Raw genomic sequence first — 14,323 nt, forward strand, 5'->3', positions numbered from 1 at the left:
GCGCCCACGTGCGCACCATGTCATCGAGCATCGCTGTCACGAAACGAAGATCATGCCGCAGCTACCGCATCGTCCATCTGAGACACCCCCTTAGTCTTCGTCTGCCGCCAACACCGCGACGAGCACCCCGCCGCCGGTGCCGACGACGAGGGCGTCCATGGTGTGCCGCGTGACCGGCTTCCAGGAGCCCAGATCGGTGTTCGTCCACCATCGTGTTCCGTGCCCCAACAGGGTGATCAGCTTCTTGAAGACGTCCTGGGCCTTGTCAACTGGGTAGCGGCCTTGCGCACGGTAGGCGAGCGTCCGCGTCGTCAATTCCACTAGGACGGCAAGTGCCATGTCCTGATTCACCTCGGCCAGGCACGCCGCCAGCTCGTCGACACTCTGGGGTGCCTGGCGTGGATTGCCGAACAAGCTGGCTGAGTCGATGACACCACAGTCGATCGGGAATGCGAACACGTCCGTGAACGGGTTCTCGCTACCTGCGAAGCGGATGAAGGTCCACAGGTGCTCGTTACCGTAGGGTCCTGGCAGGCCGGCAAGCAGATGCTGGAGCCTCGCCAGCCGCTCAGAGGAGTCCAACGCCGCTCACTCTGTCACCCCGCTGCCGGACGCCGCTGCCCCGGCAATTCGAGCAGGCCCCATCCCACGCGGCGGCGCGGGCGCCTGCTGGCTCAGGCAGCCGCTATGGGCAGGCGCCGGAGAAGGCGCCTCCCTCGCCGGCCCCGACACCCCGCCGCGGTGGTGGTGTCCCCCATGGGGCACTCGCGTCCTCACCCTTGTGTCGTCGGACTGCCCCGCCGGTATGGTCCGGTGGCAGCGGTCGCGGCGCGCGGACCGTTCGCACGTCGAGTGGGGTGGCCAATGTTCCTGTGGGTGCACTACGCCGACATGGTGATCGCCTTGCTGACGGTGCCCGTCGCCGTGGTGGCGGCCTGGGCCGTGATGCGTCTCCCAGCTTCGGCAGGCTCCGTGCCTTCACGGTTGTGGGGTCTGCTGTGTGGGCTCTTGCTCGGCGGCGCTGTGCTGCGGCTGGCTGCTGCGCTGCTACTGCTGAGGAATGGGTGGGACTTCGCCGGGCCGAGGTTGGTGTTCGTCGCCCCGGCGCTGGTGGTGGTCGCGACGGCCTTCGGGGTCTGGGTACGCCCGATGCTGCAGTCGCCCGGCAGTGAGTGGCGGATAGCCCCATGGCCCGGCGGCTACTGGGCCGTGGCGGCCGCGCTGGGTGTGACGCTGGTGGCCAGCGCGGCGCAACTGGCCGGTCTGCGCGCCGCCGCGATCACGGGAGTGGCAGTAGTCGGCGCTGCCGGGCTGGGATCGGCGTGGCGACGAACCCGGAAAGGCCGGGCGTCAGCCGGCCGCTGGTGGCACATCCCGGCCAAGGGTGCTCTCGGTATCGCGGTAGCTGCCGCAGTGCTCGTCGCATGGTCCGCCGCCAGCCACCTGCCGGCACGCCACAGTATGACCGGCGGCGCCCTTGACGGCGGTGGCGGCAGCGTGGCCGGCCACAGCCACCACGGCGGCGTCAGTGTGACCACGTTGACCGGCACCGACACCGCAGGGGTGCCGGCACGCCGGTTCACCTTGACCGCGCAGGCAACCACAATTGGGCTGGACTCGGGCCAGCAGGTGCAGGCGTGGACGTTCAACGGCATCACACCTGGCCCTGAACTGAGGGCACGGCAAGGGGACCTGGTCGAGGTGACACTGGTCAACCGGCTTCCCGGCGTGGGAGTGACCCTGCACTGGCACGGCGTGGACGTGCCCAACGCGATGGACGGCGTGGCCGGGGTGACCCAGGACGCCGTCGCGCCCGGCGGCCAGTTCGTCTACCGGTTCCGAGCCATCCAGGTCGGCACATACTGGTACCACTCCCACGAGATGTCCTCCGTCCAGGTCCGTCGAGGCCTGTTCGGGGCGCTCGTGGTCCTGCCCAACGACACGCCCGAGCAGAGCGATGCTGTCGATGAGACGGTGCTGCGGCACTCCTGGGTCGACGAGGACGGCGTGGCGACGCTCGGCGTGACCACCGGCGTGCAGCGACGGCAGGTGACGGGCGGCCAGCAGGTACGGCTACGGTTGGTCAACACCGACGGCAACCCTGCGACGTTCACGCTGACCGGCGTCCCGGTGCGGGTCGTTGCGATCGACGGGACCGATATACACGAACCACAGGTTCTCGACCGGGTGCGGATCCTCGTCGGCGGCGGAGCCCGCTACGACCTCGCGTTCACCATGCCCAACCAGCCAGTGGTCCTCCGCGCAGACGGCCCGACGATCGTCTACAGCCCCGACGGGAACGCCGGACCCGGCCGTGAGGGGCCGGCGCCGGCGCTGCTGGACCCCGCCCGCTACGGCACCCCGGCAAGTACCCCGTTCGGGGCGACCAGCGACTTCGACCGGCGCTTCACCCTACGCGTCGACGAGCGGCTCGGCTTCTACGATGGCCGACCGGCGGTGCGGTACACGCTCAACGGCGCATCGTTCCCAGACGTGCCGATGCTCATGGTCGCCCCTGGCGATCTGGTCGAGGTCACCTACATCAACCGCAGCGGCCAGCATCATCCGATGCACCTGCACGGCCACCACATGCTGGTGCTGAACCGCAACGGCCGGGCGACGAGCGGGAGCCCCTGGTGGGTCGACACCCTCGACGTCGGGCCGGGCGAGACCTACCGGGTGGCGTTCCGTGCGGACAACCCGGGAATTTGGATGGATCACTGCCACAACCTCGAACACGCCGCGAACGGCATGATCCTGCACCTGGGCTACGCAGGCGTCACCAGCTCCTTTCAAACCGGGGCCGGCACCGTCAACCACCCGGAATAGCCCTGCTGCGCGCTCGAGCTACGTCCGTTCGCCGTTATCTGATGCCGGAGTCGAACGGCACGGTGATCGTCGTGTAGCCGCCGGAGGTCACCCGGATGTCGATCGGGACCGCGGCCGGGTGGATGCCGCCGGTGAGGTTGCTGGGGTGCAGGACGTAGTCGCCGGGCGCCAGTGGGAGGCGGAACCGACCGTCGGGGCCGCTGGTAGCGGTGGCGACCGGGGTGTCGGAGCCCGGCCGGGTCACGGTCAGTAGCGCCGGCAGCGGCTGGTCCGGGCATGGGGAGTTGTCCCTGATCACGGGGCAGCCGCCGTCGACCATCGTGCGACCCTCGATGCCCGAGTCGCTCGATGTCACGCTGGCTTGCGGGGCTGCGCCGGGCGAGCCGTCGCGCGCACAGCCGACCAGCATGATTGCTGTCACGACTACCGCCAGGGCGAGTGGTGGGTGGCGCATGCCGGTAGGACGGTGTCCGGACCGTCATGGTTCCGGTGGTGGGCCGCCGAGTCGGCGTCCCACCACCGGAGCGGAGTCAGCCGGAGAAGTTGATGTTGTGGGGTTCGGAGTACACGCCGGGCGAGCCGCAGTTGCCGCCCTTGAAGGCGTAGGCGGCGGCGATCCAGGTCGACGGGTTGGCCTTGTAGGTGCGGGCGGTCAGGTAGTCACCGAACCGGGGGATGCCGCCGGCGGCGGTGCAGGTATTGCCCTGCCCCCAGAGGAAGAAGTTCGAGTTGTTCTCGATGGTGGTGGCGCCGGTCGTGTACGCGGCTCCGCCGGGGTAGTACGCGGTGGTGCCGGTGCCGCCGCCCCAGGCGAACACGCCGCCGACCCGGCCGGCGTTGTTGGGTGCCAGGGACATGAACTGGATCGCGCCCCAACTGCCCCAGACGTCGCCGGCGCCGAGGTAGGCCTTGGTCGACTCGTTGAACCAGACGATCCGGGTGTACGGGAACGGGTGGCTGCCGTCCTGCCGGGCGTTGAACGAGAAGCCGAGTACCCCCGCGGCCCGGTACGCGCCCAGGGTCCGCGAGTCGGCGAACGCGCACCAGTTGGTCACCACCCCGTTGGCGCTGGCGCAGTTCTGTCCGCTGTTGCGGGTGAAGAAGCCGTACGAGGCGACGGTGCGGTCCCACCAGGAGTACGAGGTGGAGCTCTCCGCCCAGGCGAAGACACGGAACGACGAGCCGTTGGTCTGGCCCCAGTTGCTGCCCCAGAACAGCGTGTCCGTCGAGCCGGGGGTCAGCTTGAAGGTGAAGTTGTCGGTCCGGGTCAGGTAGTTGTAGCTGAACCCACCGCAGGTACTCATCGCCGCGGCGGGAAGGCGGATGATGCCGGAAGCTGAGCCGCCGCCGGACGGGAACAGGTTGGAAGAGATGTAGACGTAGTTGTTGCCGATTGTCATGTCGTTGTAGTCGATTGATGTGGTGGACGGCTGACCGAACCAGGACGGCGTGATGGTGTACCAGCACCAGCTGGTGAAGGCGCCCGCGCCGGCGGCCGAGGCGTTTGCCAGCACCAGGTGGTCGCTGTACTGCAACAGCCAGAACTGCCGGCCGCGGATCGGGTCGTACTGGGTCACCTGGTCACAGCAGAAGCCGCTGCCGAAGATGGTGAACGGGTCCAGCGCGGACCACGTGGCGCCGTTGTTCGTGGACCGGGTGGCGTACCAGTTGCCGGTCTGGAAGATGTTGCCGCCGTTGGCGTCGGTGCTCGGTTCCTGGGTGTTCGAGACGAACGACGACCCGCCCGAGATGCCGCTGGCCGGGATGGCGGAGTCCCGCAGAATCGTGGTGGCGAGGGTGCTGGGCGCGCCGGGCGCCGTGATCGGCGGGTTCAGTGCCTTGGCGCGCGGCAGTGACGCGATGGCGCCCTTGTCGACCGGCGCGCGGTCGGCGGCCTGCTCACGTCGCGTCGCGGCCTGCCGGTCGGTCAGGGTCGGGGGTGTGGTCTGCGTGCGGGCCTGTCCCCGCCGACCGGCAGTAGCTGCGCCGGAGGACGCGACGGCGCTGCCGGCCGCCGCCGCACTGTTGTCTACGGCGGGCGGGGCGGCCTGGGCGGGCACGGCCGGCGCAGCCACCAGCACGAGTAGTAGACCGAGCGCCGCGATCCGGCGATACGCCGGACGCTGACTGATCGAGGTGGACGTGGGGTTCACTGGATCTCCTCCCAGCCCTCGGGTCTTGGCCGGCTGGCTCAGAAACCCGAGCGGCTGGACCGAGTCTCAACCTCCCGTGACGCTATGTCATCGAACAGTCACTGAATTGACCGGCGTGAGTTTCTCACCCGAAATTCATACGGGCATGCTGCCCGCTGCCCTTCGCTGAGCTCGCCGACAGGACGACCATGCCCGCCAATGCTGACCGGGTCCGACCGCACTAGCCGAAGGTAGCCGCGGGGCGCGCGCCGGTGGCCGGGCGCGCCCGGCCACCGGTGTCGCCGGTCCCGCTAGAGCAGGCTCAGCGGCGTCTTTCAGAAGCCACGACCGTGGGTGGCCGCGTATAGGTAGCCGCCCGGGCCACCGTCAGTCGTTCCGGTCGAGCCGCAGCTTCCAGATGCTGCGCCCGTAGGTCGCCGCATACAGCGTGTTGGTCGACGCCTGGTATTCGAGGTCGTTGACCGGAACCCGAGGTAGGCCCCGCCCGAGGCGGTACCACCGCACGTCCGGGTTCTGGCTGTTCGCCTTGGCCACGTTCGCGGTGAAGACGCCGAGGTCCGTGGCAACGAAGACCCGGTTGCCGTTGAGCAGGTCAACGACGATGTCCTGGGTGGGCGCCGTCGGCAGGTTGCCGCTGATGTCAATCCAAGTGGCCCCGCCGTCCGTGGTCCGCAGGACGTGGGCGTCGTTGTCGGCGTTGCGCAGCCCGGAGTAGGTCGCGTACGCCACGTTTTCGTTCGTCGGGTCGATGGCCACCCGGGTGACCCAGCGATCCGGCAGGTCAGGGTCGGTGAAGCGGGTCCAGGTCTGGCCGAGGTCCTTGCTGCCCCACAGCCAGCCATCGTCGGTGCCGGCGTAGATGACGTTCGGGTTCGACTTGGCCGCAGCCACCGTGGTGATCGTGCCGAACGGGTACGACGGGTCGGTGCCCGATTCGGGGTTGCTGAGACTCGGGCTGATCACCGACCAGGTCCCGGTCTGTGCCCGGTTGGTCGACCGGTTGAGGATGTTGCCGCCGTAGTAGACGACCGCCGGGTCGCTCGGGTCCAGCTGGACGGGCGTCTGCCAGTTGCGGCGCTGCGAGACGGTCTGGTTGGTGTAACTCGAGCTGTTGTTTCCCCCGTTCACCGAGCGCGTGCAGTTGCCGAACTGCGAGCACGCGTACACGAAGTTGTGGTCGCTCGGGTCGATCAGTGTGTAGAGGCCGTCGCCGCACCCGCCGTACGAGCCCCAGTCTCCCGTGACGGCGCCGGCCGAGTTCCACGAGCGGAGGCAGCCGTTGTCCTGGGCGCCACCGACGATCCGGCTGGGGTCCTGTTCGCTGACGTCGGTGGTGTAGAACTGGGTCCAGGGCTCGTTCTGCGCCTCGGTCCAGGTGCCGCTGGCGCCGTTTCCGACCGACCAGTAGAAGCCGCCGTCGTTGCCCTCGTACACTCGGTTCGGCGTTGTCGGGTCCCAGGCCATCGCATGGTGGTCGGCGTGGAGGTTCCCGACGTTCGCCCAGGTGGACCCGCCGTTCTGGGAGAGCCGCAGGCTGACCCCGGCGATGAACACTCGGTCGGGGTTGATCGGGTCGACCCACGTCTTCGACGTCCACACCGTGTCACCGCCGGGGTTGGCGTTCGTCATCGTGCGGAACGTCGCCCCGCCGTCGTCGGAACGGTAGAAGCCACGGAAGCCGCGTTGCGTCTGTCCCCCGCCATTTGCGGTCTGGTTCCAGTTGCCGGTGGTGATGTAGACGCGGTTCGGGTCGCTCGGCGCGATCGCGACCGCCATTCGGGCCTGCGCTGTCGTCGTCTGGTTGTCGGTCGAGGCGAGCCCGATCGCGTCGCCGGGGGTGAAGGAGGTGATGCGGTCGTTCTCCAACCGGGTCCACGTGGCTCCGCCATCGGTGGTGAGGTAGATGCCGGTGCCCGGTCCGGCGTAGCAGCGGCAGAGCGACTCGCGGTGGTGGTCCCACATCGGCACGAAGAGTTTGTCCGGGTTGCTCGGGTCCATGGCGATGTCGGTAGCGCCGGTGAAGTCGTTGAGGCCTTGCAGGACCCGGGTCCAGGTGGCGCCGTAGTCTGTCGACTTGTAGAGCCCACGTACGCCGCCTGGCGCGAACAGCGAGCCGCCGGCGGCGACGTACACGATGTTCGGGTTCTGCGGGTTGAAGCGGATAGCGCCGATGGTGCTGGATCCCTGCAGCCCGATGCGGGTCCAGGTGGCTCCGTGGTCGGTCGACCGGTAGAGCCCGTCGCCGCCGTAGCTCAGACTGCCGCCGCCGGGGTTGACCTCGCCCGTTCCGACCCAGACATCGCCGTTCGGCGCGACCGTCACCGCGCCGATCGATTGCGGGAAGTCGTCCGGCCACGCGTTGGTCATGCTGGCGCCGGCGTCGTCGCTGCGCCAGACACCTGCCGTGGACACGCCCACGTAGACCCGGCCGGGCTGCGTCGTGTCGGGCGCGATGTCGGTCACCCGCCCGCCGACGTTCGACGGTCCGACGAGGGACCAGTTCGGGTCGGCGAGCCCGTGTAACTCCGACGGAATCGCCGCGGCCTGCTGCGCGGCCAGTTCGAGGTCGCCGGGCGTGATGACGTCGCCCGGTACCTGTCGGGAGTCGAGATAGACGTCGCGCAGCTCCGACTCCTCCTCCTCCGCGTCCTCGCAGTTCGTCCCGAAGTCCGGATCGTCGGCGTCGCACGCGACAATGTTGTCCGGGTCGTCCGACTCGGTTGCGGCTGCCAACGTGGACGGCACGGCAGCGCCGAAGACTGCCAGCAGAACAGCCGCCGCGAGCATGGCAATTCTTGGTCTCATCTCACTCACCTCTTTCGCCGGTCTCAGGAAATGCACGTCACCGGTCCGCGCGCAGTTCCCCATCAGAGGCTAGGTCTGACAAGACATCGATCACATTAATCACATGCCGGAACGGTCACCTGATCGAGCAGTGCAGATGTAGGAGTGGATCGGGTCCTGCCGGCCGGCGGCGGCTGGCTGAAGGAGCTCCGGGCCTGGTAGTACGCGTGAGGTGAACACCGGCGCCACCAGCTACACCGGTGCCGCCGCGTATCGTCGGGCGGCTGCCCGTCCACCACCCATGCCGACCAGCACTCCATCGCCAGCTCCGGCGGCACCGTCCTGGTCGGCAACGACGGCGTCGTCTACTCCCGCTCGCGCCGGCGGCCAGTAAGAAGGACGCGTACGGCCACGCAACCGACTGGACCAACCACAACGCCACCCTGCGCACCCCGCAGTGCTCCATCAGCACAGGTGACCCCATCGGTCGCGGCTGGGCCGCGGCGGGCGGCCCGCAAGACAACAGCGGGTCGCTGCTGCGCGGCGGGGCGCGGAAGACAGTCAGCCCGTTCGGCGGCGACGGGGCGACATCGTCAACCCGCGCAACGGCCGCCAGATCCTCGACGAGCAGTCTCCCTGGCGCTCTGGCGCCAACTGCCGGTACAGCGCCGGCTCCACCGCGCCTTCTTCGACGTCACCCGTACCGGACATCACCGCCCGCTTCACCGCGCCGTTCCGCGCTTCCGCGGTTCGAAGAACGTCCGCGAGCGGCGCGAGCGAGCGGTGGGTGGCCGGCGGCAAATCGTTCTGGCGGCACGACCTCCCCTCAGCCCGGCCGAAACCGCCACCGACGACGCCCGCGGCTGACAGTGGCTCTACAACCTGGACAGCGACGCCCGGCTGATCGTCGGTATGGATGCCCTTGTCGACGGATGTCCGGCCGAACACGCACCGTCAGTGTATGGCGCGCGCTGATCACCCTGGGTCACCGGCGGAATGTCACTTCCCGCGCTAGCCTCCAGACGCGACTCACGCGACGGGCTGGCCACGATCACCCCCTAGGGTTTCCCAAAGGATCTACCACAGTGGATCGACGGGAGGACCACGTGATCGACGGAAGTCAACGACGACGGATCCGACGCCTCGCGGCCCTGGGAGTCGGCGTACTCCTGGCCAGCCTGCTCGCGCCCACCCACACAGCCCAGGCGCAACCGGACCCGGCACCCGCGGCCGGACAGCCCACCTTCAGCAAGCCCGCCGCCTTCGACGTCACCGCGCCCCTACGCGAGGTCGCCCGCGCCGCCCGACTCGCGGTGGCGCCCACGCCGCCGCAGTTGCCTGAGGAGCGCGGCCTGCGGCTGACCGACCGTGGCCACACCCCCGACGACGCGGTCCAGGCCACGAAGCCGGCGCGCACCATCGGCGGCACCACCGCGAACTTCGAGGGCCTCAGCAATCAGGACAACTTCACCGTGCTGGGCGGCCGGGTCAACCCACCCGATCCGATCGGCGACGTTGGCCCGAACCACTACGTCGAGATGGTCAACCTCGTCTTCGGCGTCTACTCCAAGACCGGCCGGCTGCTGCTCGGCCCCCTCGCGCTCGGCGACCTGTGGGCCGGCTTCGCCGTCGACGAGTGCACCGAGCACTCCGGGGACCCGGTCGTGCTCTACGACCAACGGGCCGACCGCTGGATCCTCACCCAGTTCACCACCCGCGGCTCGGACTACCCGAACGAGCCGGCCAACCTCTTCTACAACTGCGTCGCCATCTCCACCACCGGCGACCCGACCGGCTCCTACTACCGGTACGCGTTCAACACCGGCTACAACTTCCCCGACTACCCGAAGTACGGGATCTGGGGCGACTCCTACCTGATCACCACCCGCGAGTTTGGCACCGTCGACCCGTCGGTCTACGGGATCGGGGTCTACGGCCTTGAACGGGACCGGATGATCGCCGGCGACCCGAACGCCCGGGCGGTGAGCTTCCTGCTCCAGGACGGCAAGGTTCCGTTGAACCTCATCGGCGACGGCCTGCTGCCCGCCGACGCGGACGGACCGAAGCCGCCCCCGGCCGGCTCGCCCGCGCCGATTGTCGGCACGCAGGACGACGGCGCTGGCTACGGCGCGACCTTCGACGCCGTGAACGTCTGGGAGTTCAACGTCACCTGGAACGCGGCCCCCACCGCCTCCATCGGGCTCAAGACCCAGCTCCCCACTGCCGGCTTCGACTCGGTCTTCCCCTGCCAGCCGACCGCCCGCGACTGCCTGCCCCAACCCGGCATCACCAACCGCGACCAGTACCTCGACATCCTCTCCTACCGGCAGCGGCCCACTTGGCGCCTCGCGTACCGCGACTTCGGTTCGTACGAGTCCATGGTCACCAACCAGTCCGTCGAGGCGCTGCCCGGGCAGGCCGGCGTCCGCTGGTGGGAGCTGCGCCGCGACAAGCGCAACAACTACACCATCCACCAGGAAGGCACCTTCGCCCCCAACGACACCGTCAACCGCTGGATGGCCAGCATCGCCCAGGACCGCAAAGGCAACATCGCCCTCGGCTACAGCGTGGTCAACGGCACCGACGTCTACCCCGGCATCCGCTACACTGGCCGCCTCGCGGGCGACCGGCGCGGCCAGCTCACCCTCGGCGAGGCCACCATCGTCAACGGCACCGCTGCGCAGACCAGCCTCAACTCGCGCTGGGGCGACTACAGCTCGATGAACGTCGACCCGGTCGACGACTGCACCTTCTGGTACGTCAACGAGTACTACACCCAGGCCGGGGCCGCCCAAGCGCCCAACGGCAACGGCTGGCAGACCCGCATCGCCAGCTTCCGCCTCCCCGGCTGCTGACCGACACCATCGGGCGGGCGGCCACCCGGCCGCCCGCCCAGGCTCGCGGAACGTTGCCCCGGCGGCACCAGACAGCGACAGCAGCACGGAAACCCGGACACCTTGGCTCGTTGACGGCACCACCGCGGTGGGTCTGTCGCTCGGGCCGCGACGCATCGAAGCGTCGGGCCCGCGTGCCGGCCTACGCCGCCCCGGCCGGCGGCGTGGCTACTGACTGCGGTGGTAGGGCCGCCTAGCCGAGCTGTTCCGCCGCCGGCTCGACACCGTGCACGTCGCGATACTCGCAGCCGAACGCACCGATGGTGATGACCCGGTGGCCTTGCGCTTGCTCTCGGAAACCCTCAAGCCGGTGCGGGTGCCGCCACTGAGCCGCTTCGCGATAACCGAGATGGTCACCGACTGCGGCGGCGTACACTTGCCGGCCGAGCTCTGCTCAGGGACGGTGCGACCGCCGCCCCGCACGTGCCGTTGCCCGTGCCAGGCAAGCTGCGGCCATTGCTGGCACAGCGACTGCAGGGGCTGGACGAGCCACCCGGGCATGCCTGCTGCATGCCGCGATGATGAGCCGACCGACACTAGACCAACTGCGGCGATGCGGCATCCTTCCGCCCGACGGCACTCGACGCCGCGGAGCGAACCAGGCTCATTGAGGTTTCCGCCGACGGCGCAGTCCGCTTCACCCACCCGCTCTTCCGAGAGCTGATCTACGGCGACGCCACCGCCAGTCAGCGCGACACATACCCCTCCCTCTAAAGCATGCTAGGAGGTTAGGGCGTTGGCTGGCCGCCTGCGCCCGTCCCCCCTTTCTCACCGACCGTGCCTGTTGTCAACTGCAGCGAGACTCCGGGAATTCGGTTGGGGACCGGCGCGGTCGAATGCTCCTCCTTGCACCTCGAATATCGATCCACCATGGGCCAGGGGAGCAAGCTTGTTACCTCAGCCCGACCGGTCCGCTACTTGGCCGGTCAGGCCTGCTCCGCGCGGCTGCCGGAGGTTGGGGGTCCTACTCCCCCGCTTGATCAGCATGCCGATCGCCGCAAGAAAGCACGCGGACGCAACGACTCCGAGCAGCACGTCGTAATCCTCGTGGGCGAGGACGGTGGCGGCGACCAGCGGTGCGGTGGCTTTGGCGATGGTGACGCAGGCGGCGAGCCGTCCGGCGATGGTGGCGTAGGCGGTGGTGCCGTAGCGGTCGGCGAGCAGGGCTGGGGTGGCGAGGCTGGCGATGCCGAACCCGAGTCCGAAGCCGGTGACCGTGACGATCGCGCCGATAGGAGTGCCAGCGAGCGCGGGCATGGTGAGGACGGCGAGGGCCTGCGTGGCGAAGACAGCGGCGACGATGGTGGTCACGGCCAGCCGACGGCGGGCGGCGGTCAGCACAAGGCGTCCGGTGACGGACAGGACACCGAGCAGGCCGGCGACGGAGGCCGCGAAAGTGGCCGGGTGGCCCCGGCTGGCGAGGTAACCGACGATGTGGACCGTCATGGTGCTGGTGGCCGCGCCGTGGGCCGTGAAGGTGCCTGCGAGGATCCAGAACCTGGCCTCGCGCATGGCGGTGCGAGCGACAGATGTGCGCTGCCTGTTGTCCTGCCGGTTCGGCGGCGCCGAGAACGCGGCCGGCGGGGCCGGAGGTTTGCGGATGGTGAGGGCGTGCAGGGGCACGGTCACCGCGCCGTGGATGGCGGCGAGGACGAGCAGGGTGCCGCGCCAGCCGAGGTGTGCGTCGAGGAAGCCGGTGAGCGGCATGAAGATGGTGCTGGCGAAGCCGGCGACGATGGTGACGGCGAGCAGCGCGGTGGCGCGCCGCTCGGGGGTGAACCAGGTGACGATGACGGCGAAGGCGGGCTCGTAGAGGACCATCGCGCCGGTGATTCCGATGCCGATCATGACGGCGTAGAGCTGCCAGACGGTCTGGACTTGGGACCAGGCGATCAGCAGGACCGTGGCGGTGACGGAGCCGGTGGTCATGAGGGCGCGTCCGCCGTGGTGGTCGAGCCACCGGCCGACGGGGATAGCCATGAGAGCGCCGGCGAGGACCGAGGCGGTGAGTGCGCCGGTGACAGCGGTGGCGGAGGCGCCGAGCGTGGCCGCGATCGGGTGGAGCAGAACCGCGTAGGCGTAGTAGAGGGTGCCGTAGCCGATGGTGGTGGTGATGGCGAGGGCGGCGACGATGCGCCGGCGGTGGGCGTGGTGCCCGCCGGCCTGTCGGCCGGCGGGCACCGTGGTGAGGTTGGTGGTCATCAGCTGCCGCAGCAGCCGCCAGTCTGGCCGCCGGCGGGTGCGACGTCGAGGCTGATGAGGTTCAGCGGCGTGGACAGCAGGCCGCCGGAGATGCCGGTGGCCAGGCCCTTGCCGGCCGTCTCCGCCGCCGGGGCCGGTCCGCAGCAGCTGTCGGTGCCGGTGGAGTCGGCGGGGTTGCTGTTGCAGACGCCGGTTTCGGGCAGGTCGAGCTGGACGTCGCGGGCGGCGTCCCAGTCGCCGGCGAGGGCGGCGACGACGGAGCGGACCTGTTCGTAGCCGGTGGCCATGAGGAAGGTTGGCGCCCGGCCGTAGCTCTTCATGCCGACGGCGTAGTAGCCGGCCTCCGGGTGAGCGAGTTCGTCGACGCCGTGCGGGGGCACGGTGCCGCAGGAGTGCTCGTTCGGGTCGATCAGCGGTGCGAGCGCCCGGGTGGCGCCCATGACGGGGTCGAGGTCGAGGCGCAGCTCGGCGGCGATGGAGTGGTCGGGGCGGAAGCCGGTGGCGGCGACGATCCGGTCCACCACGATCGACTCCTCACCGCCGTCGGCGTGCCGGACGACCACGGCGACCCGGCCGTCGGTCGGGGTGAGCGCGTGGACGGAGAAGCCGGTGAGCAGCCGGATCCGGCCGGCGTCGACATGCTCCCGCAGGCGGGAGCCGAGCGCGCCGCGGGCGGGCAGCGCGTCGGCGTCGCCGCCGCCGTAGGTGCGGGCCGGGGACGCGGAGCGGATCGCCCAGGTCACCTCCGTGCCCGGCTCGGCGGCGGCCAGCTCCGCCAGGGAGAGCAGGGTGTTCGCGGCGGAGTGGCCGGCGCCGACGACGAGGGTGTGCCGGCCGGCGAAGCGGTCCCGGTCCGCGCCGAGCACGTCTGGCAGGGCGTGTTCCAGGTACGAGGTGGCTTCCTTCTCGCCCCGGGCGGGCAGGCCGGAGGCGCCGAGGACGTTGGGGGTGCCCCAGGTGCCGGAGGCGTCGATGACGGCCCGGGCCAGCAGCTCGTCGCCGTCGGCGAGGCGGATCAGGAACGGCGTCTGCTCGCGGCCGGCGGTGCGCAGCCGGTCCAGGCCGAGGCGGCTGATCACCTCCACCCGGGCGCCGTAGCGCAGGTGGGGCTTGAGCTGCGGCAGCTCCGCCAGGGGCTGGAGGTAGTCCGCGACGAGGTCCGCGCCGGTGGGCAGGGCGTCCTCGGCCGGGGCGACCCAGCCGGCGTCGTCGAGCAGTCGGCGGGCGGCCGGGTCCACGTCGTAGCGCCACGGGGAGAACACCCGCACGTGCCCCCACTGCCGCACGGCCGCGCCGGCGGTGTCGCCGGCCTCTAGAACGAGGAAGGGCAGGCCACGCTCGTGCAGGTGGGCGGCGGCGGCCAGACCCACCGGGCCCGCGCCGATTACCACCACGGGCAGCTCGTCCAGGACGCTCATCGGAAAACTCCTCTGTGTTGAGAACTGTCGAATCAAGAAGGTG

At 69.8% G+C, this 14,323-nt stretch carries 9 protein-coding genes; 2 read left to right on the forward strand and 7 right to left on the reverse strand.

Going from position 1 to position 14,323, the window contains the following annotated elements; genetic code table 11:
* Window positions 1-90 precede the first annotated feature (90 nt).
* Window positions 91-582, reverse strand: a complete 492-nt coding sequence (locus tag ACGFI9_RS36700; protein WP_393185611.1) for a hypothetical protein — start codon at window positions 580-582, stop codon at window positions 91-93.
* A 231-nt stretch (window positions 583-813) separates the two neighbouring features.
* Between ACGFI9_RS36700 and ACGFI9_RS36705 the strand changes: the two genes are divergently transcribed.
* Window positions 814-2,829: a multicopper oxidase family protein gene (locus ACGFI9_RS36705; RefSeq protein WP_393185613.1), complete on the forward strand. Its 2,016-nt coding sequence runs from the start codon at window positions 814-816 to the stop codon at window positions 2,827-2,829.
* A gap of 34 nt (window positions 2,830-2,863) precedes the next feature.
* Here the strand turns inward: ACGFI9_RS36705 and ACGFI9_RS36710 are convergent, their stop codons facing one another.
* The 4 genes from ACGFI9_RS36710 to ACGFI9_RS36725 form a co-directional block, all read right to left on the reverse strand.
* Window positions 2,864-3,283 (reverse strand): carboxypeptidase-like regulatory domain-containing protein, encoded by a 420-nt coding sequence (locus ACGFI9_RS36710; RefSeq protein ID WP_393185615.1) that lies wholly within the window; start codon window positions 3,281-3,283, stop codon window positions 2,864-2,866.
* Window positions 3,284-3,359: 76 nt separating this feature from the next.
* Window positions 3,360-4,982, reverse strand: coding sequence for a hypothetical protein (locus ACGFI9_RS36715; protein WP_393185617.1), 1,623 nt, complete (start codon window positions 4,980-4,982; stop codon window positions 3,360-3,362).
* Window positions 4,983-5,348: 366 nt separating this feature from the next.
* Window positions 5,349-7,787, reverse strand: coding sequence for a glycosyl hydrolase (locus ACGFI9_RS36720; protein ID WP_393185619.1), 2,439 nt, complete (start codon window positions 7,785-7,787; stop codon window positions 5,349-5,351).
* Window positions 7,788-8,327: 540 nt separating this feature from the next.
* Window positions 8,328-8,714 carry a hypothetical protein gene (locus tag ACGFI9_RS36725; RefSeq protein ID WP_393185621.1) on the reverse strand — a complete coding sequence of 129 codons (387 nt, stop codon included), beginning with the start codon at window positions 8,712-8,714 and terminating at the stop codon, window positions 8,328-8,330.
* A 137-nt stretch (window positions 8,715-8,851) separates the two neighbouring features.
* Between ACGFI9_RS36725 and ACGFI9_RS36730 the strand changes: the two genes are divergently transcribed.
* Window positions 8,852-10,621: a hypothetical protein gene (locus ACGFI9_RS36730; protein WP_393185623.1), complete on the forward strand. Its 1,770-nt coding sequence runs from the start codon at window positions 8,852-8,854 to the stop codon at window positions 10,619-10,621.
* 936 nt (window positions 10,622-11,557) lie between these two features.
* Here the strand turns inward: ACGFI9_RS36730 and ACGFI9_RS36735 are convergent.
* Together ACGFI9_RS36735 and ACGFI9_RS36740 are read right to left on the reverse strand one after the other, a co-directional pair.
* The gene (locus tag ACGFI9_RS36735; RefSeq protein ID WP_393185625.1) at window positions 11,558-12,862 is read right to left on the reverse strand and encodes an MFS transporter; all 1,305 of its coding nucleotides are present in this window, start codon (window positions 12,860-12,862) and stop codon (window positions 11,558-11,560) included.
* Window positions 12,862-14,280: an FAD-dependent oxidoreductase gene (locus tag ACGFI9_RS36740; RefSeq protein ID WP_393185627.1), complete on the reverse strand. Its 1,419-nt coding sequence runs from the start codon at window positions 14,278-14,280 to the stop codon at window positions 12,862-12,864. Before ACGFI9_RS36740 ends, ACGFI9_RS36735 begins: the two co-directional genes overlap by 1 nt.
* Between the last annotated feature and the right edge of the window lie 43 nt (window positions 14,281-14,323).

The organism is Micromonospora sp. NPDC048930 (assembly GCF_043197935.1).
In the GTDB taxonomy this organism is placed as follows: Bacteria; Actinomycetota; Actinomycetes; order Mycobacteriales; family Micromonosporaceae; genus Micromonospora.

Excerpts from the sequence above, each read along its gene's own strand:
- ACGFI9_RS36710 (WP_393185615.1), bottom strand. The coding sequence starts at position 3,283 with ATGCGCCACCCACCACTCGCCCTGGCGGTAGTCGTGACAGCAATCATG.
- ACGFI9_RS36720 (WP_393185619.1), bottom strand. The coding sequence starts at position 7,787 with ATGAGACCAAGAATTGCCATGCTCGCGGCGGCTGTTCTGCTGGCAGTC.
- ACGFI9_RS36735 (WP_393185625.1), bottom strand. The coding sequence starts at position 12,862 with ATGACCACCAACCTCACCACGGTGCCCGCCGGCCGACAGGCCGGCGGG.
- ACGFI9_RS36740 (WP_393185627.1), bottom strand. The coding sequence starts at position 14,280 with ATGAGCGTCCTGGACGAGCTGCCCGTGGTGGTAATCGGCGCGGGCCCG.